This is a genomic window from Mesorhizobium sp. WSM3879, from assembly GCF_002294915.1.
In the GTDB taxonomy this organism is placed as follows: Bacteria; Pseudomonadota; Alphaproteobacteria; order Rhizobiales; family Rhizobiaceae; genus Mesorhizobium.
On sequence record NZ_NSFZ01000009.1, the window covers coordinates 149,578 to 171,383 of the forward strand.

20 protein-coding genes are annotated in these 21,806 nt (G+C 64.6%); 8 read left to right on the forward strand and 12 right to left on the reverse strand.

Going from position 1 to position 21,806, the window contains the following annotated elements; translation table 11 throughout:
- Positions 1–14 precede the first annotated feature (14 nt).
- Together CK218_RS20900 and CK218_RS20905 are read right to left on the reverse strand one after the other, a co-directional pair.
- Complete coding sequence (locus tag CK218_RS20900) at positions 15–851, reverse strand: BA14K family protein (protein ID WP_095828745.1); 837 nt, start codon at positions 849–851, stop codon at positions 15–17.
- Between the two features lie 79 nt (positions 852–930).
- Positions 931–2,037: a KamA family radical SAM protein gene (locus CK218_RS20905; RefSeq protein ID WP_095828746.1), complete on the reverse strand. Its 1,107-nt coding sequence runs from the start codon at positions 2,035–2,037 to the stop codon at positions 931–933.
- A gap of 181 nt (positions 2,038–2,218) precedes the next feature.
- Between CK218_RS20905 and CK218_RS20910 the strand changes: the two genes are divergently transcribed.
- Positions 2,219–3,154, forward strand: a complete 936-nt coding sequence (locus CK218_RS20910) for a hypothetical protein (protein ID WP_095828747.1) — start codon at positions 2,219–2,221, stop codon at positions 3,152–3,154.
- 66 nt (positions 3,155–3,220) lie between these two features.
- Here CK218_RS20910 and CK218_RS20915 read toward each other — a convergent pair whose 3' ends face one another.
- Positions 3,221–4,777: a serine hydrolase gene (locus CK218_RS20915; protein ID WP_095828748.1), complete on the reverse strand. Its 1,557-nt coding sequence runs from the start codon at positions 4,775–4,777 to the stop codon at positions 3,221–3,223.
- Positions 4,778–5,332: 555 nt separating this feature from the next.
- Here CK218_RS20915 and CK218_RS20925 point away from each other — a divergent pair.
- Positions 5,333–6,226 carry a hypothetical protein gene (locus CK218_RS20925; RefSeq protein ID WP_095828808.1) on the forward strand — a complete coding sequence of 298 codons (894 nt, stop codon included), beginning with the start codon at positions 5,333–5,335 and terminating at the stop codon, positions 6,224–6,226.
- A gap of 41 nt (positions 6,227–6,267) precedes the next feature.
- Here the strand turns inward: CK218_RS20925 and CK218_RS20930 are convergent, their stop codons facing one another.
- From CK218_RS20930 to CK218_RS20940, 3 genes are all read right to left on the reverse strand, one after another.
- A complete protein-coding gene (locus CK218_RS20930; RefSeq protein ID WP_066992875.1) occupies positions 6,268–7,695 on the reverse strand; it encodes a hypothetical protein in 1,428 nt (475 codons plus the stop codon).
- A gap of 378 nt (positions 7,696–8,073) precedes the next feature.
- A complete protein-coding gene (locus tag CK218_RS20935) occupies positions 8,074–8,583 on the reverse strand; it encodes an Hsp20/alpha crystallin family protein (RefSeq protein WP_066993187.1) in 510 nt (169 codons plus the stop codon).
- A gap of 84 nt (positions 8,584–8,667) precedes the next feature.
- Positions 8,668–9,147: an Hsp20 family protein gene (locus CK218_RS20940; RefSeq protein ID WP_095828749.1), complete on the reverse strand. Its 480-nt coding sequence runs from the start codon at positions 9,145–9,147 to the stop codon at positions 8,668–8,670.
- A 348-nt stretch (positions 9,148–9,495) separates the two neighbouring features.
- Between CK218_RS20940 and groES the strand changes: the two genes are divergently transcribed.
- The 3 genes from groES (at position 9,496) to htpG (ending at position 13,656) form a co-directional block, all read left to right on the forward strand.
- Positions 9,496–9,810: a co-chaperone GroES gene (gene groES / locus CK218_RS20945; RefSeq protein WP_066992870.1), complete on the forward strand. Its 315-nt coding sequence runs from the start codon at positions 9,496–9,498 to the stop codon at positions 9,808–9,810.
- Between the two features lie 53 nt (positions 9,811–9,863).
- Complete coding sequence (groL, locus tag CK218_RS20950; RefSeq protein ID WP_095828750.1) at positions 9,864–11,492, forward strand: chaperonin GroEL; 1,629 nt, start codon at positions 9,864–9,866, stop codon at positions 11,490–11,492.
- A 271-nt stretch (positions 11,493–11,763) separates the two neighbouring features.
- On the forward strand, positions 11,764–13,656 hold the full coding sequence (gene htpG / locus CK218_RS20955) for a molecular chaperone HtpG (RefSeq protein WP_095828751.1): 1,893 nt from the start codon (positions 11,764–11,766) through the stop codon (positions 13,654–13,656).
- A 160-nt stretch (positions 13,657–13,816) separates the two neighbouring features.
- Here htpG and CK218_RS20960 read toward each other — a convergent pair whose 3' ends face one another.
- The gene (locus CK218_RS20960; protein WP_095828752.1) at positions 13,817–15,439 is read right to left on the reverse strand and encodes an ABC-F family ATP-binding cassette domain-containing protein; all 1,623 of its coding nucleotides are present in this window, start codon (positions 15,437–15,439) and stop codon (positions 13,817–13,819) included.
- 217 nt (positions 15,440–15,656) lie between these two features.
- Between CK218_RS20960 and CK218_RS20965 the strand changes: the two genes are divergently transcribed.
- Positions 15,657–15,983, forward strand: coding sequence for a GYD domain-containing protein (locus tag CK218_RS20965; protein ID WP_170950344.1), 327 nt, complete (start codon positions 15,657–15,659; stop codon positions 15,981–15,983).
- A 28-nt stretch (positions 15,984–16,011) separates the two neighbouring features.
- On the opposite strand, the gene CK218_RS20970 is transcribed toward CK218_RS20965, so the two are convergent.
- The 4 genes from CK218_RS20970 to CK218_RS20985 form a co-directional block, all read right to left on the reverse strand.
- Complete coding sequence (locus CK218_RS20970; protein WP_095828809.1) at positions 16,012–16,755, reverse strand: 2OG-Fe(II) oxygenase; 744 nt, start codon at positions 16,753–16,755, stop codon at positions 16,012–16,014.
- A 79-nt stretch (positions 16,756–16,834) separates the two neighbouring features.
- Positions 16,835–18,265, reverse strand: coding sequence for a patatin-like phospholipase family protein (locus tag CK218_RS20975; protein WP_095828754.1), 1,431 nt, complete (start codon positions 18,263–18,265; stop codon positions 16,835–16,837).
- An 86-nt stretch (positions 18,266–18,351) separates the two neighbouring features.
- On the reverse strand, positions 18,352–18,879 hold the full coding sequence (locus tag CK218_RS20980; RefSeq protein ID WP_095828755.1) for a hypothetical protein: 528 nt from the start codon (positions 18,877–18,879) through the stop codon (positions 18,352–18,354).
- A 5-nt stretch (positions 18,880–18,884) separates the two neighbouring features.
- Positions 18,885–19,307, reverse strand: a complete 423-nt coding sequence (locus CK218_RS20985) for an OsmC family protein (RefSeq protein ID WP_095828810.1) — start codon at positions 19,305–19,307, stop codon at positions 18,885–18,887.
- A gap of 207 nt (positions 19,308–19,514) precedes the next feature.
- Here CK218_RS20985 and CK218_RS20990 point away from each other — a divergent pair, with 207 nt between their 5' ends.
- Both CK218_RS20990 and CK218_RS30710 read left to right on the forward strand, forming a co-directional pair.
- Positions 19,515–20,759, forward strand: coding sequence for a cytochrome-c peroxidase (locus tag CK218_RS20990; protein WP_095828756.1), 1,245 nt, complete (start codon positions 19,515–19,517; stop codon positions 20,757–20,759).
- Positions 20,760–20,943: 184 nt separating this feature from the next.
- Positions 20,944–21,087, forward strand: a complete 144-nt coding sequence (locus CK218_RS30710; RefSeq protein WP_179294556.1) for a hypothetical protein — start codon at positions 20,944–20,946, stop codon at positions 21,085–21,087.
- A gap of 86 nt (positions 21,088–21,173) precedes the next feature.
- On the opposite strand, the gene CK218_RS20995 is transcribed toward CK218_RS30710, so the two are convergent.
- Positions 21,174–21,761, reverse strand: a complete 588-nt coding sequence (locus CK218_RS20995) for a dihydrofolate reductase family protein (RefSeq protein WP_095828757.1) — start codon at positions 21,759–21,761, stop codon at positions 21,174–21,176.
- Positions 21,762–21,806 lie beyond the last annotated feature (45 nt).

Consider the following 21,806-nt stretch of genomic DNA (forward strand, 5'->3'; position numbering starts at 1 on the left):
AACGTGGGCCTGCCCTACTCGCACTGCCGGCGCGGGCCGCCGTCATAGGGCTGGTAGGTGTTGTCCTGCGGATCGTAGGAGCGATAGCGGCTGAAGCAGGACTCGATATGATCGCCCGACATTTGCGGGCCCAGCAGCCGATCTCTGGAAGGCTGATCTTCCGGCAAAATCTCTTCCGGCGGGCCGCCATAGGTCGTCGCGTAGCCGTCCCGTGTCGTGGGGTAGCCTTCCATCTCGGCCTGGTCGTCAGTCACCTCGCCCTGATTGTTCATCCAGGGCTGATCGGATTGGTGCCCGTCGGTCGAGGCTGTGCGATCGCCGCCCGGATCGAAATAGGGCGAGATGCAGGGGCGGATCTCCCCGCTGTAGGAGCGGTAGCTGTTTTCTTGCGGGCGGTAGCTGCGATAGCGGTTGGCGCACCATTCGAGATGCGCGTCGGGCAATTGTGCCTGCTGGGCCGGCGCCTGCTCCGAAGGCTGTTCAGCCGCATCGGCCTGGCCCGTCTGTGAACCATTTGGCGGAGAGACCTCGGGCAAGGGCTGCAACTGCCGCGGCGCGGCGGCTTGCGGCGTTGGGAGAGCTGCGGTCTGCGTGGCCGTATCCGCCGCTTTGGCCCCCTCGTCCGCCTTAACGGACGCGCCGGCGGCCTGCTGGGCCGGGATGCGCTCGAGATCCTGCTTCGCCGGATCGACGGGCCTGGCGTCCTTGGTCCAGAGCTCGGAAACGCCGATCGCCGGCGTTGCCTGGCGCACCGGCTTGGCGGCCAGCAGCCAAGTGGCGAAGGCGAGCCCTGAGGCAAACACGGCCAGGGTCAGCACGAAGCCGCCGACGATTCCCAACAATGCCTTCACGCTGCTCTCCTTCGAGCCCCCGCTTATAGAATGCGGGGGGCGGGATGGGAGTTCCTCTGCCGCCTGACGAAATGAGGAACTAGGCAACCACCTCGCGATACTTCCTCACCTTCCCGTCCTGCCCGCGAATCCGCCATGTCTCGCTGTCCCGGCCCTCGATGTGGCTGGGGCCGAGCGGCACCTTGCCGCCGCCATCGGGCAGATCGATGACATAGGTCGGGTTGCAGATGCCGGAGAGGCGCTGGCGCAGTTCCGCGGCCAGCGCCTGGCCCTCGGCAATCGTGGTGCGGCGGTGCGCCATGCCCGGCGCCAGATCACCATGGTGAAGATAGTAAGGTTTTACGCCTAACCGATAGATCAGCTCGCGGCAGAGCTCTTCCAGCAACTCGACCTTGTCGTTGACGCCCTTCAAGAGAACGCTCTGGTTGAGCAGAACAAAACCCGCCTGCCGCATGGTCCGACAGGCCATTTCGGTGTCCGGCGTGATCTCGCGCGGGTGGTTGAAGTGGGTGACCACCGTCACCATCAGTCTTCCCTGCAGGGATGCCGTCAGGCCGGGCGTGATGCGCGACGGCAGCGCCACCGGCACGCGGGTGTGGATGCGCAGGAGCCGCACATGCGGGATGGCCTCGATACGGGCGCGGATTTCGGCGAGCGCCTTGTCGGGCAGCGACAGCGGATCGCCGCCGGTCAGGATCACTTCTCGGATCTCGCTATGTTGGGCGATGTAAGCGAGGGCCGGCTCCAGCGCCTCGCGCGTATAGCCGCGGCCGATCGAAGTCAGCGACTCCTTGCGAAAACAGAAGCGGCAATAGACCGCGCATTGATAGGTCGGGAACAAGAGCACGCGGTCGGCATGGCGATGCGTCAGCCTGGGCACCGGGCTGAAGGCGTGGTCGCCGATCGGATCGCCGAGCTCGCCCTCGGCAGTGATCAATTCGTCCGGCGACGGGATCACCTGCGCGCGGATCGGATCGTTCGGATCGTTCCAGTCGATCAGGTCGAGATAGGCTTTCGGCACGCGCACCTTGTGGGCGGCGGCGGCTTGCTGCGCAGCGGCGCGCTCGGCCGGTGAGAGCGGCAGGGCTGCGAGGTCGCGCACATGGCGCACGCCGGCACGCACGTCGTCCTGCCAGGCGGCGTCGGGGCCGCGCGCGGCTTCCTTGAGATCGGTATCTGAGGTCATTGGGGTCTCGGTACGAACTTGCGCGGGATATCGGCCGGATGGATGGCCGGGTCAATCGTTTTGGTTGCCGCAGAGCGGTGGAGCGGCGCGCGAGACCGGCTGGGCCTGATGCCCGGCTTGTCTCGTGGCTTTGAGCGCGACGAAATTGGCGCTAATTTGGCGCAGGCTTCGGGGGACACGAATGGATTTCAGCGCAGGCCATGGCTACCTTCTCATCGGTGGACTCATCCTGGTCGGTGCCGGGCTGCTGATCATTTCGCTGATCGTCAATCTGCGCGTGGCGCACAGCGTGCGCGAGGAACTGCGCCATCGCGAAAAGCTGCTGGAATATTACCGCAACATCTTTTCGCAGCTGGGCGTGATCCTGATCGGCATCGGCGTTTCTCTGTTCATCTTCTTCTTCCAGCAGAACTATCAGGACCAGCGCAAGCGCGAGACCGAGCTGCAGCAGGTTCTCGCCAAACTGGCGGCGCGCGTTGCCCGCGGCGCCCCGGTCATCGAAACGCTGGGCGAGTTCGACGAGATACTGGATGAGGGCAGCGCCTATGTCGGCCCCGAACACGGCGGAAGCAACGCCGCGATCACCGCCACGGGAACGGAGCTCGCCAAGCAGATCGAAAAGATCCTGCTGGTCGAACGTGATGTCGATGTTCGAGACTTCGAAATCCTGAACCTGTCGCGCGACCTCGAAGCCACCTTTGTCGTCAACGAGATCGATCCGACGCTGTGGTTCAACATCGTCCGCGACGAGAACGAGATCAAATACGCGACGACGCAGCTAGCCCTCGACTACAAGGACCTGCATGAGGCGATCGGCGACGAGGCGGTCGAAGCCGCGGTCGCCAAGCCCGACAAGGAACCGAAGATCAAGCACGAGGTGCTCGACATCCTCTATGACGCCGACCTGCTGCGCCAGCGCAGCAGGCGGTTTCTCGCCCGCGCCTGCTGGCTGTTCAGCAAGGGAAAGAGTTTCGTCGCCCTTGCACCGGTCGATGCGATCGAGACCGACACCAAATCGCAGCAGGAATGGATCGACCGCGCGAAACCGGTGCTGACGCAGACGAAGTCGGGCAGCGGCGACTGCTTCAAGCTGCTCCGCTACGCGCAGGCATCCTGAGCCCGCTGGTCTTTGTTTTGATACTGTCGTTCACCCAGAATAGCCGCACGGCTCCGGGTGAAGCGATCAGTCACCCACCCGCTGCAGCCTGCCAAGACGATTGTCGTCGAGGAACTCGATCGTGATCGCCGAGGCCTTACCATCGGGGCCGACGACGAAGCTCACGCCCGCCGGCCGGTCTGGCGTCTCGGCGTCGGGATGGGTCAGGAACAGATCGCCGTCGAAATGCGTCAGCGAATAGGACCGCGCTCCGGCCGGCCCGACCTCGAGCACAAGGCCGTCGCCCGCGCTCGACACGGTCGCGTCGCCGATGAAGTCGTTGGCGTAGCGGCCGGAATAGGCGCTGGCCGGCCGGGCCGGCCTTGGCGGAGACGGTGGCGCGGCATATTCGGCCTTGGCCGCGGCGATCGCCGGACCCAGCATCCCGGCATAGATTCCGTCCCAGGCCTCGACCCAGTCCTTTTCGACTTTTCCGTCGAAGACCAGATCGGCAAAGCTGTCGGACAACCCTTCCGGGACACCGGTCGGGAAGGCGCTCGTAAGGATAACGATGCCAAGCTTCTCCTGCGGAAACAGCGTCGCCACCGTACGCGCACCGACGCTGAAGGCGCCTGCATGGCCCCAGCTCAGGCCGTGCCGGCCGAAATCAATATTCCAGCCGAGGCCATAGAAAGACTCGCCTCCGGTTACGGGATTGCGGCCGAGCGCCATGTGAGGCAAATGCGTCTGTCGCAGCGCATCGGAAGCAATCAGCGTCCGGCCGGCATAAACCCCGTCGCCGAGCACCAGGCGCATCCATTGCATGAGATCGCGCGCGCTGGAATTCACGCCGCCCGCCGGCGCCTGAGGATCGACATTGCGCTTGACCTTTGCGGCCCAGACGCCGTCGATTTTGACATGCAGCGCGGCGCGATTGGCGCGGCTGATGAAGTCCGCGTGACGGGAGCTGGTCGCTGCCATTCCAAGCGGGCGGTAGAGCTTTTCCTCCGCGACCGTCTCCCAGGGCTTGCCTGTCGGCTTCGCGGCCGCCACGGCACCCTCGGTCAGCCCGAAATTGCTGTAGGAATAGCCGGCGCGAAAGCTCGATGATGGCGACACAAAGCGGAGGCGGCGAAGGATTTCGGCGCGGTCGTAGCCGATGCCCTCAAGGTCGTCTCCGGCAGTGCCGGGAAGGCCGCTGCGATGCGTGAAAAGATCGCGGATGGTGAGTTCGCCGGTGGGATAGGGATCGGCAAGGCGGAAGGCCGGATCGAGGTCGGCGATCTTCGAATCCCAGGATACCACCCCGTCGCTGACCAGCGCTGCCACGACGGTAGCCGAGATCGGCTTCGAAAGGGAGGCGATCTGGAACACCGTGTCGGCGTCGACCGGCTCCGGTCTGCCGGCTTCGCGATGCCCGAAACCCTTGAGGAAGATCACCTTGTCGTCATGCACGACGCCGATGGCAAGGCCGGGGACGGCACCATCGGCGACGGCGGCTTGCGCCAGCGCTTCGAGCTTCGGCAAGGCGGCGGCGATGCGCGCGGGCGTGACGGGATCGGCCGATGCCGCGTGCGGCCAAAGCGCCAGTCCGGCGATGAAGGCCAAAACCGTCAAATGACAGAGATCCCGACCAAGCCGCATCGCGCGCTCCCTTCCCTGCATTCACCCTAAGATTGTACAGGCCGGCACCGGCCTGGCCAAGCCCTGCGCCGCCCTGATCATCCTCCCAATCGACTGGTGTGGCGCCGGGTGCGTCCCTCACCTCTGGGCCTGCGCCCGCCTTAGAAGGTCCGTCCCCGACATCATGGCTGTGCTCTGGACACGAAAGCTTGCGTTCCTTCGCCCCTCTGTCCTGCCGGACATCTCCCCCACTTGGGGGGAGATCAGATGTGGCGCCGGCTTTCGCCAATCATCGACGGTGCAAAGGGAGAGCCGTCAGCGGCACTGCCAATCTCTCCCCTCGTGGGGGAGATGTCCGGCAGGGCAGAGGGTAGCGCCGTAGAGCGCAACTGTCGCGGCGTGCCTCACCTCCTCGCCGACATCGAGCGGCAAGATCCAGCGGTTCCTGCTGAGGAAGGCGGAGGTAGAGAAGCGGAAGGCCGGATAAAATTCGGGTTCTCCCGGGGATTCCGCCACGCAAAAGCCGCCAAGTCAGGCGAAGGCCACAGGGGCTTTGGTTTGAATTGGGGTTATAGAATGCGGCTGGTCTGGGCGTTTTCGTTCGCGCTGGCGAGCGGCGTGGTTTTCGCGGCATCGCCGGAGGACGACTATATCGCCGCGCGCGACAAGGCGATTTCCAACATCGCGGCGCAAGAGAGCTCGAACGCGGAAGTGGAGACACTCGATGCTGCCAACACCAAGGCGCTGGCCGATCTGGAAAAGCGTCTTTCCGCCGTTCTCGGCCCGCTTTCGGTCAAGGATTTTCCGGCAACCGGCACGATCAATCTGCAGAGCCTGAGCGCCTCCGATATTGGCTTCGGCATGCTGGACGGGCTGCGCTACGCCAAGAGCGACGCCGGCCCGAGCATCGTCGCGACGACACGCGGGCTGGTCGAGCGCTGGCTGCGGTCCAAGGCTGACGAGGAGGATGAAAGCCTCCGGCTGCCCGCCGGCATCGACGAGGCGCTCAAGCTAGACGCCTTCTATACCCAGGCTATCGGCAGCGACGCCGCATTCGTGAAGACGCTCGACTTTTCGCTGAAGAAGCCCGAAGGCGCCGATATCGCCGTCGCGCGGCTCGGCGGCTGGACGCAGGATGTCGGACCGATCTACGACCAGCAGGTCGTCGTCGCGGTGGTAAAGGGCGACCGCGTCCTGATCGCCGAGGCGCCCGCGTCACCGGCCGTGCCGAAGATCGCGGCCTGCGAGGCGCTTTGGACCGCGGCGGACGCGGCTGCCCAGAAATTTCAGCAGACCTATCAGAACTCGGACCTGAAGGACCAGCAGGCCTATGATTCCGCCAACGCCGCCTGGGAAAAAGGCGACGGCGATTATCGCGCCTGCATGGGCGAGCGCCTGCCGGGCGATCCGGCCTTCCCGGCACTGCTTGCCGAGGCCCAGCAGCTTGCTGACCGGATGACCGGGAAGTAGGCCCAGAGCGGTGAAGCGCCGAGCTGGCTAACATCCTTCCCTCAGCTCGCGGCGGCCCTCATGTTGCGCCGGCGCCTGGCGGTGGGCCGCGCCGGCTCCACGATATGCCCGTTGGTGACATGCCCATTCGTCACGGGCACAACATCCTGCCGAGCCCGGGCGTCCGTCACCCTGTGCAGCCGCTCGTAAGGCAGCAGCTCCTTGATGCGGGCATTCAGCGTCTCGACCTCGGCGCGCAGGTCCTCGCATTCCTGTTTCTGGATATCGAGCTGGATCTGCTCCGACGCCTGCTGCAGCGATAGCTGCGAGAGATTGGTGCTGATCACCGACAAATTCTTCTTGTCCAATTCGCTCTCGTTCCTGAGAACGGCAAGCTTCTCTTCCGCGATCTGCCGCTCGGTCACGGCGTCATTCAACTGCGCCCTCAGTCCTGTCGCCTCGGCGACCGCATCGGTCTTGTCGATGGAGGCCTGCTCGAGCCGCGATTGCAGCTCCTGGATTTCGGAGCGCAAGCCGCGCAGCTCCGCCCGGCTCCGCGCAAGCTCCGCCGCGCCATCGCTTTCGGCAATGCGGGCGGCTTCGGTTACCTCGGCAAGCTTGGCCTGCGTCGTCTCCAACGATTTCTGCAGCCGGGCCTCCTCCTTCTCGTGGCTACCGAGCTGGGCCATCAGTTCGGCAACGCGCGTGGCTTCGTTGGCGTGGGTCGCCGCGAACTCGTCGAATTTGTGCCGGGCCTCGGCCTCGCGCTTTTGCGCCTGCTCCAGCTCGATCGAAAGCCCGACCTGCTTCTCGCGCAGCAGCTTGTTCTCGACAGCGCGCCTGTCGGCTTCGACGGTCTTGGCCGTCAGGGTCTTGACGATCTCACCGAACTCAGCCTCGCGCCTGGCGCTCTCATTGCCCATCTCGACCATTTCGAGCCGCACCGCTGCAAGCGCCTCGCGCAGCGACTCCCTGTCCTGGACGAGACTTGCCTCGCGCTGCTGCCAGGCCTCGGCCGCGCCGTCGCGTTCGCGCTGCTTGCGCGTAGCGTCAAGCAATTGTTCCGACAAGGCCTTGTGTTCGGCGCCCAGAGCGGCGTTCTCCAGCTCCAGCTCATTGGCGCGCAGCGCATCGCGATGCAGGGCGTTCAGGATATCGCGCGTCATGTGGTGCGCTGTGGCGATCTCGGCCAGCCTTGACCCGATCTCCTCCAGATGACCCTGTCCGTCGCGGAAGAGTCCGGAAACGGCTTCCAAGGCGGCCAACCGTGTCTGGGTGTGCGGCGTCAGCCGGGAGGCGGAAGCCTCGGACTGAGTCTCGCCCGGCGGATCCTCCTCGCTTGCCGCCAGGTCGGCGGCAGAATCGTATCCCGGGGACGTCTCTTCGTCAGCCGAAAGACATTCTTCGAAAGCCTCTGCCAGATCCGACTGGAGCTCTTGAAATTCCTTGTCTACGTCCTCGGCCCGTTTGATCAGGGATTTGAAATTCATAACGGCACACCTCTTACGCTCACACCCGCCGTATTACTTAACGAATTGCTAATCTAGCCCTTAACGTTCCGTACGGGAAGCCTGACCAAAAGAAGGAAGGAATTAAGGTTATCGCGGATTTCCAGAGGCTTGCGCGGTGTTCCGTCAGCGGCATCTGCGCTCAGCGCGGTAAACGGTTAGAATGGCCTGCGTCGGCCGCACGTCATCGAGCCGCAAGCGAGCCTCTTGCGCCCGCTGCGAGCGGATCACTCGTTTGGAAAGGGAGCCGTTCCACGCTCCAGCCAGCACCCACGCCAGCGTTGGCCGTTCCATCTAGCCACGAGAGTTCCGTCATGCCGCAGGGGCCGGACCGGTCGGTCCAACCCCTGCACTGAGACATCAGCTCTTGATTTCGATACGCTTGGCCTGCGACTGCGCCTTCGCGGTCTTGGGCAGCATTACCGTCAGCACGCCGTTCTTGAAGCGGGCATCGATCTTGTCTTCTTCGATCTCGTAGCCCAGCGGGATGCGACGCTCGAAGCGGCCATAGACGCGCTCGGAGAACTGCCGCTCCTTGTCCTCCGTCTCGGAGCGCTTTTCACCCTTCAGCGTCAGCACGCCATCATCAAGCAGCACCTCGATGTCCTTCTCGTCCAGGCCCGGGACTTCGGCCGCCACCTTGATCTCCTTCTCGTTGTCGGAGATCTCAACGCTCGGCCAGCCGGCACCAAAGGCTGATACGCCGCCTAGGGATGGCAAGCCGGAACCGAAACCCCGGAAGACGTCGTCGAACAGCCGATTCACCTCGCGATGCAGCGACAGGAAAGGATCGCGTTCGCCGTCGCGGAAGACACTTGGAACCTGGTTGCCATTGTTTCGGCCCCAGGGAATCAGATCACGAACACTCATTTTTCCTCCTTTCTGTTCATCCGGAAGACACAGGAAGCGCCGGGAACATCACCCGGCGCTTGGCGCAAAGCGCGGCGAGAAGGCTCAGGCCGCCTTGTTGTCGGCCTCGATTTTCTTTGTCGCCGCGGCCTTTGGCGATGATTTGTCCGCCGTGATCTCGATCCGGCGCGGCTTCATTTCTTCCGGGATCTCGCGTTTGAGGTCGATTGTCAGCAGGCCGTTGACGAGGCTCGCATCGACGACCTTGACGTGATCGGCAAGCTCGAAGCGACGCTGGAATGCGCGGCCGGCAATGCCGCGATGCAGGTACTCGCCGTTGTCCTCGCCTGCCTTTTGGCCAGAAACCATCAGCATGTTCTGCTCCTGGGTAATGGCCAGTTCGTCCTGGCTGAAGCCTGCCAGGGCCATGGTGATGCGGTAGTCGTCCTCGCCGCTCTTGGCGATATCGTAGGGCGGCCAGTTGTCAGCGGTTTCGATGCGGCTTGCGGTCTCGAGCGCGTTCAGCATTCGATCGAAGCCGATGCTCGACCGGAACAGGGGAGAAAAGTCGAAACTGGTTCTCATAGCTACATCCTCCATTGAGCAACATAGATACGAGGAGCGCCAAGGCAGCGGCGCTCCTTGACCTTGCCGGCCACTTCAGGCGCCGGCAGGTTCGATTTGGGAATTGATTCCTTTGCCGTCAAGGGGTCCGGGACGTGCCCGTCAAAGCTGCATAATTACCTTTGTTTTCACGGCGCTAGCACTCGGCTGTTGCGAGTGCCAAAAAATTTCTTGCGGCCTCTTGAAACCGGCGCGTGCAAAACCAAATCCACATGCGCGAGGCCGAAAAGGATCGCGAGCCCCGCTCCGGTCCTTCCGGTCCGGAGTGGAGGAACCTCTCAAAATCTGTTTGTCCCGAAGGAGAACGATATGAAGTTCCATCCATTGCATGACCGCGTTCTGGTCCGCCGCGTCGAGGCCGAGGAGAAGACGGCCGGCGGCATCATCATCCCGGACACGGCGAAGGAGAAGCCGCAGGAAGGCGAGATCATCGCCGTCGGTTCCGGCGCGCGCGACGAGAGCGGCAAGCTCATTCCCCTCGACGTCAAAGTCGGCGACCGCATCCTGTTCGGCAAGTGGTCCGGCACCGAGATCAAGCTCAACGGTGAAGACCTGCTTATCATGAAGGAAAGCGACGTGATGGGTGTGGTCGAGCAGACATCGGCGTTGGGAAAAGCGGCTTGAACCGGCCCAACCCGATCCGGTGAATGAAAGCTGCCTGCTGAAGGAGTGTTCCAATGGCTGCCAAGGAAGTGAAATTCCATTCCGACGCCCGCGACCGCATGTTGCGCGGCGTCAATATTCTCGCCGACGCGGTGAAAGTCACCCTCGGCCCTAAGGGCCGCAATGTCGTCATCGACAAGTCGTTCGGCGCCCCGCGCATCACCAAGGACGGCGTCACCGTCGCCAAGGAGATCGAGCTCGAGGACAAGTTCGAGAACATGGGCGCGCAGATGGTGCGCGAGGTCGCCTCGAAAACCAGCGATATCGCCGGCGACGGCACGACCACCGCGACCGTTCTCGCCCAGGCCATCGTCAGGGAAGGTGCCAAGGCCGTTGCCGCCGGCATGAATCCCATGGATCTGAAGCGCGGCATCGACAAAGCCGTCGAGGCTATTGTTCAGGAGTTGAAGACCAACGCCCGCAAGGTGACCAGAAATGACGAGATCGCCCAGGTCGGCACGATTTCGGCCAATGGTGATGCCGAGATCGGCCGTTTCCTTGCTGAGGCGATGCAGAAGGTCGGCAACGAGGGCGTCATCACCGTCGAGGAAGCCAAGACCGCCGACACCGAGCTGGAAGTGGTCGAAGGCATGCAGTTCGATCGCGGTTATCTCTCGCCTTACTTCATCACCAATCAAGATAAGATGCGCGTCGAGCTCGAAGAGCCCTATGTGCTGATCCACGAGAAGAAGCTTTCCAACCTGCAGGCGCTGCTGCCGGTTCTGGAGGCGGTGGTTCAGTCGGCGAAGCCCCTGCTCATCATCGCGGAGGATGTCGAGGGCGAGGCGCTCGCGACGCTGGTGGTCAACAAGCTGCGCGGCGGCCTGAAGGTTGCGGCCGTCAAGGCTCCGGGCTTCGGCGACCGCCGCAAGGCCATGCTGGAGGACATCGCCATCCTCACCGGCGGCACCGCTATCAGCGAGGATCTCGGCATCAAGCTTGAGAACGTCACGCTGGAGATGCTCGGCCGCACCAAGAAAGTGGTGGTCGAGAAGGAGAACACCACGATCGTCGATGGCGCCGGCAAGAAGGAGGAGATCCAGGGCCGCGTCGCGCAGATCAAGGCGCAAATCGAGGAGACCACCTCGGACTACGATCGCGAGAAGCTGCAGGAGCGTCTGGCCAAGCTCGCCGGCGGCGTGGCTGTGATCCGCGTCGGCGGTTCGACGGAGGTCGAGGTCAGGGAGCGCAAGGACCGCGTCGACGATGCCATGCATGCGACGCGCGCGGCGGTCGAGGAAGGCATTCTTCCGGGCGGCGGCGTGGCGCTGCTCAGGGCCGCCAATGCGCTCGACGCGGTGGCTGCCGACAACCCCGACCAGAGATACGGCGTCGACATCGTGCGGCGCGCCATCGACGCGCCGGCGCGTCAGATCGCCGAGAACAGCGGGGCGGAAGGCTCGATCATCGTCGGCAAGCTGCGCGAGAAGACCGATTTCGCCTATGGCTGGAACGCCCAGACCGGCGAATATGGCGATCTTTTCAGCCAGGGCGTTATCGATCCGGCCAAGGTCGTGCGCACCGCGCTGCAGGATGCAGCCTCGATCGCCGGCCTGCTCGTCACCACAGAGGCGATGGTCGCCGAGAAGCCGAAGAAGGAAGCGGCACCCGCCATGCCCGCCGGCGCCGGCATGGACTTCTAGGACGCTGGGGAGGCGCGGCGCCGACACAGCCAATCTCCCCCGACAGGGTCCAATCGGGGGAGATTGGTCGTTAGGGCAAAAGGGAGCGCGAGGGAAACGGCACCCTTCTGAATTGACAAGAACCGGAAAAGCGAGAAAGCACTCCGCGACAGATCGGCTGGCGGGACGCGCCCCCTTTGTCCTGTCGGACATCTCCCCTCATCGGCGGAGATCGGCAGGTTCGACACGCCGCGGCGCGACGGGCCAGAGTTACTATGTGGGAAGATTCTGAATGACGACGGATACCAAGACGACGGAAACCAGGACATTCGAGGCGGATGTCTCGCGGCTGCTGCACATGATGGTACATTCGGTCTATTCGGACCGGGACGTCTTCCTGCGCGAGCTGATCTCCAACGGCGCGGACGCGTGCGAGAAGCTGCGCTTCGAAGCGATCACCCGTCCCGAGCTGCTGGGCGAGGACGCAAAGCCGCGCATCACCATTTCGGCCGACCCCGACAACAAGCAGCTTGCCGTCGAGGACAACGGCATCGGCATGGGCCGCGAGGAGATGGCCGAGGCTCTGGGCACCATCGCACGCTCCGGCACCCGTGCCTTCATCGAGCGCGTCGAGGCCGGCAAGGCGACTGAGGACTCGCAACTCATCGGCCAGTTCGGCGTCGGCTTCTACTCCGCTTTCATGGTGGCCGATCATGTCGATGTCATCAGCCGGCAGGCCGGCAGCGAGGAACCCTGGCGCTGGTCTTCCGACGGCAAGGGCACCTACGAGATCGCTCCCGTGCCGCTTGCGGCAGCTCCCAGGCGCGGCACGCGCGTCGTGCTGCATCTGATGGACGATGCGAGTTCCTACACCACGCCTTACCGGCTCGAAGGGCTGGCGAAGTCGCAGTCCGGCCACGTGCCGGTGCCGATCACGCTTGTTGAGAAGCCGGGCGCCGAGCCGCGCGATATCGCCGACGGCACGGCGCTATGGGTGAGGCCGAAGAGCGACATAAAGCCCGAGGAATATACCGACTTCTACCGCAGCATCGCCGGCCAGTATGACGAGCCGGCCGCCACCATCCACTTCCGCGCCGAGGGTCGGCACGAATACAGCGCGCTTGCCTTCGTGCCGGGCTCGCGTCCGTTCGATCTCTTCGACCAGGACCGCAAGGGTCGTATGAAGCTCTACGTGCGGCGCGTCTTCATCACCGACGAGGTCGACGTGTTGCCGCGCTATCTGCGCTTCGTGCGCGGCCTGGTCGATTCCGCCGATCTGCCGCTCAACGTCTCGCGCGAGATGATCCAGGAAAGCCCGCTGCTCGCCGCGATCCGCAAGGGTGTCACCAACCGCGTCCTCGGCGATCTTGGCAAACTCGCCGATAACGATGCCGAGGCCTACGCCAAGATCTGGGAGAATTTCGGCGTCGTGCTCAAGGAAGGCATCTACGAGGACTACGAGCGGCGCGAGCAGCTGCTGAAGCTCGCCCGCTTCCGCTCGACCGCTTCCGGCGAGACGCTGCGCAGCCTGGCCGATTATGTCGCCGCGATGAAGGAAGGGCAGAAGGCGATCTTCTTCATGGCCGGGGAAGACCGCGCCCGGCTCGAGGTCTCGCCGCAGCTCGAAGGGTTCCGGGCGCGCGGCATCGAAGTGCTGCTTTTGACCGATCCGGTCGACAGTTTCTGGACGACGATGGCGCCGGAATTCGACGGCAAGCCGTTCAAATCGGTGACGCAGGGCGCGGCCGAACTGTCGGAGATCCCGCTGCTCGACACCGCGTCCAAGCCGGATGCCGAAATCTCGTCCGAAATCGCGACCTTCCTGGCCTTCGTGAAGACGGCGCTGGGAGACGAGGTCTCGGACGTGAAGGCCTCCGACCGCCTGACCGAAAGCGCGGTCTGCCTGGTCGCACCGGAGCACGGTCCCGACCGCCAGTTCGAGCGGCTGCTCAACGCCGCCGGCCGCCTCGACAAGGCGGCCAAGCCGATCCTCGAGATCAACCCGCGGCACGAGCGCGTCACGGCGCTGGCGAAGCTCGGCGACGGCGAGCGCGCTTTCAAGGAAGACGCCGCGCATCTGCTTTACGACGAGGCGCGCGTGCTGGACGGCGACAGGCCGGCCGATGCCAGGGCGTTTTCGGCGCGGCTTGCTCGCCTGATCGAGCGCGGTTTGGCGAGGGAGTAGTGGGGGCGTTGGGCGCCTCACGGAGCCCGGATCCTGCCGTGACTTCTCACGAGGAGGCGGCGCAAGGGTGAGATCGGTCGCGATCCTTCGCGCCCCCCTCTGTCCTGCCGACGGGTCAAGGCTTCTCCACGCTACTACGCTCGGAGGTCAGAGCGCCGCCCTACCCCCTCAGCCCCGGTGCCTCTTGCCCCGTCCTGGCGACATATTCCGTATAGCCGCCGCCATAGGTGTGGATGCCATCCGGCGTGAGCTCCAGCACGCGGTTCGATAGGGCGGACAGGAAATGGCGGTCGTGCGAGACGAACAGCATCGTGCCTTCATATTGCGCCAGCGCCTCGATCAGCATCTGCTTGGTCGCCATGTCGAGGTGGTTGGTCGGCTCGTCGAGCACCAGAAGGTTCGGCGGATCGAATAGCATCAGCGCCATGACCAGCCTTGCCTTCTCGCCGCCCGAGAGCACGCGGCACTTCTTCTCGATCTCGTCGCCGGAAAAGCCGAAGCAGCCGGCTAAAGCCCTGAGCGGCGCCTGGCCGGCCTGCGGGAAATTGTCTTCCAGCGTCTGAAACACGGTGCGCTCGCCGTCGAGCAGTTCCATGGCGTGCTGGGCGAAATAGCCCATCTTGACGCTCGGACCGCGCGCCACCGAGCCCTCATCCGGCTCGGAGGCGCCGGCCACGAGCTTCAAAAGCGTCGACTTGCCGGCGCCGTTGACGCCCATCACGCACCAGCGCTCGCGGCGGCGGATCTGGAAGTCGAGGCCGGCATAGATCGAGCGGCTGCCATAGGATTTGTGGATGCCCTTCAGCGTCGCCACGTCCTCGCCGCAGCGCGGCGCAGGCTGGAACTCGAAGGCCACCGTCTGGCGACGCTTGGGCGGCTCGACGCGGTCGATCTTGTCGAGCTTCTTCACCCGGCTCTGCACCTGGGCGGCGTGCGAGGCGCGCGCCTTGAAGCGCTCGATGAAGGCGATCTCCTTGGCAAGCATCGCCTGCTGGCGGTCGAACTGCGCCTGCAGCTGCTTGTCGGCCAGCGCCCGCTGCTCCTGGTAGAATTCGTAGTTGCCGGAATAGGAGGTGAGCGCGCCGGCGTCGATCTCGATCACCTTCGAAACGATGCGGTTCATGAACTCGCGGTCATGCGAGGTCATCAGCAGCGCGCCGTCATAGTCCTTGAGGAATTTCTCCAGCCAGATCAGGCTCTCAAGATCGAGATGGTTGCTCGGCTCGTCGAGCAGCATGACGTCGGGCCGCATCAGCAGGATACGGGCGAGCGCGACGCGCATCTTCCAGCCGCCGGAGAGTTTTGCAACGTCGCCGTCCATCATCTCCTGGGAGAAGCCGAGGCCGTCGAGCACCTCGCGGGCGCGGCCGTCGAGCGCATAGCCGTCGAGTTCCTCGAAGCGGTGCTGCAACTCGCCATAGCGCTCGATGATCGCGTCCATCTCGTCGGCGCGGTCGGGATCGCCCATGGCGTTCTCGAGCTCGCGCATCTCGGCTGCGACGGCGCTCACCGGGCCGGCGCCTTCCATCACCTCGGCGACGGCGCTCATCCCCTCCATGTCACCGACATCCTGACTGAAATAGCCGATGGTAACGCCGCGATCGACCGAGACTTGGCCTTCGTCCGGCTGCTCCTGGCCGATGATCATGCGGAAGAGCGTCGTCTTGCCGGCGCCGTTCGGGCCGACGAGGCCGACCTTCTCGCCCTTCTGCAGGGCGGCCGAGGCTTCGATGAAGACAATCTGACGGCCGTTCTGCTTGCCGATATTTTCGAGACGGATCATGGGACGGTCCGGGAAACTGCGCTGAGATGGCGGGATTTGCCCGGGGCATACGCGAATGAGGGTGCGGAGGGAAGAGGCAGAAGCGCCGCATCCCGCGCGCTCGGCTATTCCTTCGAGGCAGAACCCAGCCGCGGTGAAATTGATTGGCGTCGCCGACCGATCGAGCGCTTAGTGCTGGAGCCAACCACTTGATGGGCTCTGGCAAGGGAGGTCAACCATGGCCATGTACCTGACGCGCTTCAGCTACACGCCCGAGACCTGGGCGCGAATGATCGAAAACCCCGAGGATCGCCGCAAGGCGGCCAGCTCATACATAGAATCGGTCGGCGGAAAGCTGCACGGGTTCTGGTATGCGTTCGGCGAACACGACGGGTGGAACCTGTGGGAGGCGCCGGACAATGTTTCGATGGCGTCCGTCGTGCTCGCCATCGGTGCCGGAGGGGCACTCAGCTCCTGCGAGACCACCGTCCTCCTCAGCGTCGAGGAGACGATGGACGCGCTAAGCAGGGCGAAATCGATCCGTTATCGGCGGCCTGGAACGTAGAGCCGAGAAAAGCCGCCTCGGAGGGGTGTCACCTCGCGTCGTGGAAGATGATACCGAGCGTATGTCGCCTGCCCGAGCGCAGGCGGCTGACGCCGTGGCGCAGGTTGACGCGATAGTAACCTCGCGTGCCCTCCACGGGCCGGTTGTGCACGGCGAAGATCACCGCGTCGCCGCGCTTGAGCGGCACCACCTCGGCGCGGCTCTGCATGCGCGGGCGCTGCTCGGTCAGCACGAATTCGCCGCCGGTGAAATCCTTGCCGGGTTCGGAGAGCAGGATCGCCACCTGCAGCGGAAAGGCGAGCGCGCCATAGAGATCCTGGTGCAGACAGTTGAAGTCGCCGGGGCCGTATTGCAGCAGAAGCGGCGTCGGCTTGGTTTGGCCCTCGTCGTGGCAACGCTTGAGGAAGGCGGCGTGGTCGGAAGGGTAACGGAGCGCGGCGCCCATCTTCTCGTTCCAGTCATTGGCGACGCCGGCGAGCCGTGGATAAAGCGTAGTGCGCAGGCCCTCGATCAGATCAGGCAGCGGATAACGGAAATAGCGGTACTCGCCCCTGCCGAAGCCATGGCGCGCCATCACCACATGGCTGCGGAAATGTTCTTCGTGCGGATAGAGCGCGGCGATTTCGGCGCATTCCTCCGGCGAAAGCAGGCCGGGCATGACAGCGCAGCCCTGGGCGTTGAGCTCGGAGACGAGCGCGTGCCAGTCCTGCGCGGCGACACGGGATTCGGCGGAGCGTCCGGCGCGTTTGGTGTTGAGGGAATGGACAGTCATGAGCGCCTCCTTCGATGCCATCAAAGTGGGGCGGAGGCGAAGCGGCGGCCACCCGATTCCTGCGGAAATGGCGCGGCCTTTACGGCGAACCAGCCGCAACGAAGCCCGCGCGGCCCTGCGCGCGGCGGAATGCCTGCTGCAGGCGCGGGTTGAGGCGCACCGCGTCGCGGCCGGCCTGGATGGTCCGCTCGACCTGCTCCGGCGTCAGCCTCAGCCGGGTCGGGATGACGTTCAGCGCGGCTGCCTCGTCTGGCGGCAGGTCGGCGAAGGAGACCAGTTCAACCACCATCTGGACGTCGCGGCACTTCCAGCCGGACAGGCTGCCGCGGTAGCGCGCTACCGCCGCCGCCGGCAGGCTGCAGCGATATTTGACCAGCTTTTCGCGCCACAGCCGGAATTCGAGCTTGAGGGAATCGAATTCGTCGCGCACCGAGGACGCGATCGAGGTGCCGGCGGTGGCGTCGATCATGTCGACCAGGCCCGGTCCCTGCTTGACCTTGACCCAGTCGGGTTCTTTCCTGCGGCCCGCATCGGCAACGATCATGATCAGCGTTCGCATCCTCACCGCCGCCTGCGGCGACAACGGGCTGTGCGGACTGCCGGCGATGTCGAGCGATTCCGCGAAGCCGACCACCGCGATGTTGTCGGTCAATCCGCCGTCGAGCAGCTTGATGTAGTTGACGCGGTCGTTGTTCTGGTAGGACTCCATGGCGCGAGCCGCGGCCTTGACCCGTTCCGGTGCCTCCGGATCGTTGAGACCGCGTTGGATCCAGTCCGGCTGCTTGTAGTTGCATCTGGTTGTCGGCGTGGTCGTCGAGACGACGACCGGCGCGAACACCGCGGGGAACGCCGCCGAGGCCGCCACCGCATCGGCGATACGAAGCTTGTCGAGATCGCTGCAGATGGCCGCGAAGCGGTCGTAGGTGAAGCCGAAGGCCGTGCCGTTGTAGATGTCGGATGCGTGGATCCAGACCAGCGGGGCGCCGGGACGTCTAAAGGCGCTGTAAGTGGCACCGTCGAACAGGTTCCTGTCCAGCCACGCAGCAAAGGTGCTGCGGTCGTTGACGCCGCCTTTCCACAGCCGCGCCAGATTGGCCGGAGCGAGCTTGGCGGTGTGCAGCGAGCTCTCGGCATCGCGCAGCAAGAAGCGCTCGCGAAGCTCGCGGTAACCACGCCCTTTGTAGCCGAGAAAGGCCGCCGTCACCGCACCGCCAGAAACGCCGCCGACGACGCTCACGTCGTCGATCAGCGTATGCGCTCGCCCGCCGCTGCCGACCACGACATCGTCGAGCGCCTGAAGCACGCCATAGCTGAAGGCGGTGGCGCGCGTGCCGCCGCCAGAGAAGGACAGCGCGACCACGGTCGACCCGTCGGCGGGAGCATCGGGAATGTAGTCCGGCGAGCCAGGCCCGACTTGCGTCACATGGGTGTTGATGGGCTCGACATCATTGGCGACACATCCGGCCAGCAGCGCTGCTGCCAACACAAGCAAGCCCACACGCCAACGCATCGAGGTCCCCCCGATCGCCCGTTCCCGGCCTCAGTCTATGCGCAGGAGGCAGAGCAAGGCAACGGCCAGCCCCGGGGTCCTTCACCTCAAGCGTTCCGGCGGTACCCCTCCAGTTCCGGATCGAGATCCACCTTCACTCCATTGGTGAAGACGCAGGTCGCCACCATGATGCCGGCGAAGGCGACGAGGTTGACGAGCAACGTTTCGTCGTAGCGGGCCTTGAGCGCGGCCCAGGTCTCGTCGGCAACGGCATTGGCGTCGGCGGCGAGCGCCCTGCCGAAGGACATCAGCCGCGCTTCGTCGGGGCTGGGTTCAATCAGATCCGGATCGAGGCCGGAATCGATCAGCGCGCGACGGAAGAAGGTGACCGGGACCTCGGCGCGCATCGTCTCGGCGATCGCCTTCGAAAACAGCCAGATCGCCCGGTCTTCGAGCGTCGGACGCAGGAGATCGCGCAGCGTGAACCATTCGGCATAGATGCGGTGCGCGGCCGGCGAGTGAAGCAGGATGCGCTTCATGTTGGTCATGCGGCCGCGCAGCGCAAGCTCCCGATCATGGTCGGCGCGGATTTCGTCGGAGGCGGTCGCATAGTCGATCGCAGAGAGATGCGCCACGCCCCTCACCCCAGCATCGCGTGCAGCGCCGGCGCGCCGCGCAGCGTGTTGGAGACGGTGCAGATCGTCTCGGCGTCCTCGACGATGCGCTGCTTGGTCGCCGCGTCGAGGTCGCCGGCAATCTCCAACCGGATATTGAACCTTTCCACCCGCGACGGCTCGTCCTTCGCCTTCTCGCCGCCGACATCCGCCCTCACCTCGCCAAGCCGGTCGGCGACGCCGAGGCGGGTGGCGGCGATGCGGGCGCTCAGCACCACGCAGGCGGCCAAGGAGGCATAGAGCAGGTCGAGCGGGTTGAAGCCCGGCGCGCTGACCGCAGTCACCACGTCGACCGTGCCGCCGGTTGGCGTCGTTACCGCCGGCAAGCCGCCCGGCGGCAGCACGGCGCAGGCGCCGGTAGCACGGGTTCTGATCTTCAGCTCGCTCATCGAAAGTCCTTCGTCCGGTTTGGAGGCCATTGATAGCGGACGGGAATTTATCTCGGCAACCATCCAGGGTGCAGCTGCGGTTCTCTTCGTGCGAGGAAATGTGCGTGGAGGGCGGATTTGCCGCGTACCGGCTTGGCAATTTGGCTCCGCCAGTCAACTATCCGTGGCAACGCGCTGCCGGGCCAATGGCAAACGGGATTGAGGGTCATGACACCACGGAGATTTGCCACGCTCGCCGCTCTCGCCGTCGCCGTCCTTTGGCCCGCCGCCGGCCAGCCGGCAGATGGCGTCCATCCTGGCCCGATGTCACGCACGCAAGCCTTCGCACGCGCCGAAGCACTGACAGCGATCGGGCGAAGAATGTTCTTCGACCCATCGCTGTCGGCTTCGGGCAGACAGGCCTGCTCGTCCTGCCACGATCCCAACCACGCCTTCGGTCCGGCCTCCGCCGCGCCGGTCGAGATGGGCGGGCCGAACCTCGACCGGCCTGGCCTGCGCGCGGTGCCGTCGCTGCGCTACCTGCAGGCGGCGCCGGCCTTCACCGAGCACTTTTACGACTCCGAGGACGAGGGCGACGAAAGCGTCGACAATGGCCCGACCGGCGGATTGACTTGGGACGGGCGCGCCGACCACGGCAAGGACCAGGCGAGAATCCCGCTGCTGTCGCCGTTCGAGATGGGCAACAAGGATGAAGCCGCCGTGGTCGCCGCCTTGCGCAAAGCGCCCTATGCCGACGCGTTCAAGGCGGCGTTCGGCGCGGATATTTTCGACCATCAGCAGGATGCCTTCGACGCGGCGGTCGAGGCGCTCGGCACCTTCGAGCAGAGCAGCGCCGACTTCTACCCCTATTCCAGCCGCTACGACGCCTTCCTTGCCGGCAAGGCGCAGTTGACCGCGCAGGAGTTGCGCGGCCGTGCGCTGTTCGAGGACGCAAACAAAGGCAATTGCGCGAGCTGCCATCTGAGCGAGCCGGCAAATGACGGCGAGCCGCCGCAATTCACCGATTACGGCCTGATCGCCATCGCCGTGCCGCGCAACCAGGCGATCCCGGCCAACGCCGATCCCAATTATCTCGACCTCGGGCTGTGCGGGCCGCTGCGGGCCGACTTCAAGGGCCGGAGCGAGTATTGCGGCCTGTTCAAGACGCCAACCCTGCGCAATGTCGCGCTGCGCAAAAGCTTCTTCCACAACGGCTATGTCCACTCGCTGCGCGAGGCGGTCGCCTTCTACGCCACTCGCGACACAGATCCCGGCCGCTGGTATCCGAAGAACGCGGACGGCACGGTCGAGAAATTCGACGATCTGCCAAAGGCCTACTGGGGAAACCTCAACACCGACCCGCCCTTCAACGGCAGGAAACCAGGCGAGAAGCCGGCGCTGACCGACGCCGAGATCGACGACATCGTCGCCTTCCTCGGCACGCTGACGGACGCGGACCAGGCCGGGCAGTAGGGCGGCTGAAAGCTCACCGCGGACTTCCCCGGCCAAAATAATCGGTGGACGCGTCTTGTTTGTGTGGCTTCAGTCACAGACCGACAGAAAGCATCTGCTACATTAGCATCTCGTCAGAGCGGGGGCTCAAATGAGATTCGTAGCGGTGCAAGAACCGCCTCATCATAGCTGGGCGGTGTTCGACATGGCCAATGACAAGCCCGCCGATCATGCCGGGCGCGCGCTCATCGGTCTCACGTCGCACGAAGCCCGGCGGTTCGCCGCCGCGGCCAACGACGAAGCGGGGTATCGGGAAACCAACGCGCTGGGGTCGCATCCAGGCGGATAAGGCATGGCACTGACGGTTCGCAATTGGCCGGGAAACGACAAGCGAACAAGCGGTTGAGACGGCGTGCTGCCAGATCGATTCAAGCCTCACCCGGCCGGCGCGTAGCGGTTCACCACCATGCCGCAGGCATAGGCCTTCGAGCCGGTGAGCTTCAGCCTGGCGAAGCCCGCCTGATCGAAGATGCGACGGCCGGCCCCCAGCACCGCCGGGTTGATGAAGAGCTGGAACTCGTCGACCAGCCCGGCGGCGATCAGCGCCGAGGCGAAGCCGGCGCCGCCGAACACGGCAATGTCGCCGCCTTCGCCCGCCTTCAGCGCATTGATCTCGCGCGGCAGATCGCCGCTCGCGACCCTGGTACGCTCCCACCGCGACGCCTTCAGCCTGTCGCTCAGCACCACCTTGTCAGCTGCGATGATACGTTGGGCAAAGGCATAAAAACGGTCTCGCGGAAATTTCCTCGCCGCATTGCCCCAGTGATTGAGGTAGCCCTCCTCGGCCATCTTGCGGCTGAGCAGAATCGTGTCGACGGTTGCGAACACGGCATTGAAGTCCTGCTTGAGCTCGTCGTCCCAGTCGCTCTCGTCGCCCCATTCCCAAAGCTGCCAACGACGGTTCTGGTCGGCGCCGACGAAGCCGTCGACCGACATCTGCATTTGGAGGATGAGCTTTTTCATTGCGCGGTCCTCTCGCATCTCCAAACACGGTTTACTTTTGAAATC

Bases quoted from the DNA above. Each gene is read 5' to 3' on its own strand.
- CK218_RS20905 (WP_095828746.1), bottom strand. From the start codon at position 2,037: ATGACCTCAGATACCGATCTCAAGGAAGCCGCGCGCGGCCCCGACGCC.
- CK218_RS20910 (WP_095828747.1), top strand. From the start codon at position 2,219: ATGGATTTCAGCGCAGGCCATGGCTACCTTCTCATCGGTGGACTCATC.
- CK218_RS20915 (WP_095828748.1), bottom strand. From the start codon at position 4,777: ATGCGGCTTGGTCGGGATCTCTGTCATTTGACGGTTTTGGCCTTCATC.
- CK218_RS20925 (WP_095828808.1), top strand. From the start codon at position 5,333: ATGCGGCTGGTCTGGGCGTTTTCGTTCGCGCTGGCGAGCGGCGTGGTT.
- CK218_RS20930 (WP_066992875.1), bottom strand. From the start codon at position 7,695: ATGAATTTCAAATCCCTGATCAAACGGGCCGAGGACGTAGACAAGGAA.
- CK218_RS20935 (WP_066993187.1), bottom strand. From the start codon at position 8,583: ATGAGTGTTCGTGATCTGATTCCCTGGGGCCGAAACAATGGCAACCAG.
- CK218_RS20940 (WP_095828749.1), bottom strand. From the start codon at position 9,147: ATGAGAACCAGTTTCGACTTTTCTCCCCTGTTCCGGTCGAGCATCGGC.
- groES (WP_066992870.1), top strand. From the start codon at position 9,496: ATGAAGTTCCATCCATTGCATGACCGCGTTCTGGTCCGCCGCGTCGAG.
- groL (WP_095828750.1), top strand. From the start codon at position 9,864: ATGGCTGCCAAGGAAGTGAAATTCCATTCCGACGCCCGCGACCGCATG.
- htpG (WP_095828751.1), top strand. From the start codon at position 11,764: ATGACGACGGATACCAAGACGACGGAAACCAGGACATTCGAGGCGGAT.
- CK218_RS20960 (WP_095828752.1), bottom strand. From the start codon at position 15,439: ATGATCCGTCTCGAAAATATCGGCAAGCAGAACGGCCGTCAGATTGTC.
- CK218_RS20965 (WP_170950344.1), top strand. From the start codon at position 15,657: ATGGCCATGTACCTGACGCGCTTCAGCTACACGCCCGAGACCTGGGCG.
- CK218_RS20970 (WP_095828809.1), bottom strand. From the start codon at position 16,755: ATGACTGTCCATTCCCTCAACACCAAACGCGCCGGACGCTCCGCCGAA.
- CK218_RS20975 (WP_095828754.1), bottom strand. From the start codon at position 18,265: ATGCGTTGGCGTGTGGGCTTGCTTGTGTTGGCAGCAGCGCTGCTGGCC.
- CK218_RS20985 (WP_095828810.1), bottom strand. From the start codon at position 19,307: ATGAGCGAGCTGAAGATCAGAACCCGTGCTACCGGCGCCTGCGCCGTG.
- CK218_RS20990 (WP_095828756.1), top strand. From the start codon at position 19,515: ATGACACCACGGAGATTTGCCACGCTCGCCGCTCTCGCCGTCGCCGTC.
- CK218_RS30710 (WP_179294556.1), top strand. From the start codon at position 20,944: ATGGCCAATGACAAGCCCGCCGATCATGCCGGGCGCGCGCTCATCGGT.
- CK218_RS20995 (WP_095828757.1), bottom strand. From the start codon at position 21,761: ATGAAAAAGCTCATCCTCCAAATGCAGATGTCGGTCGACGGCTTCGTC.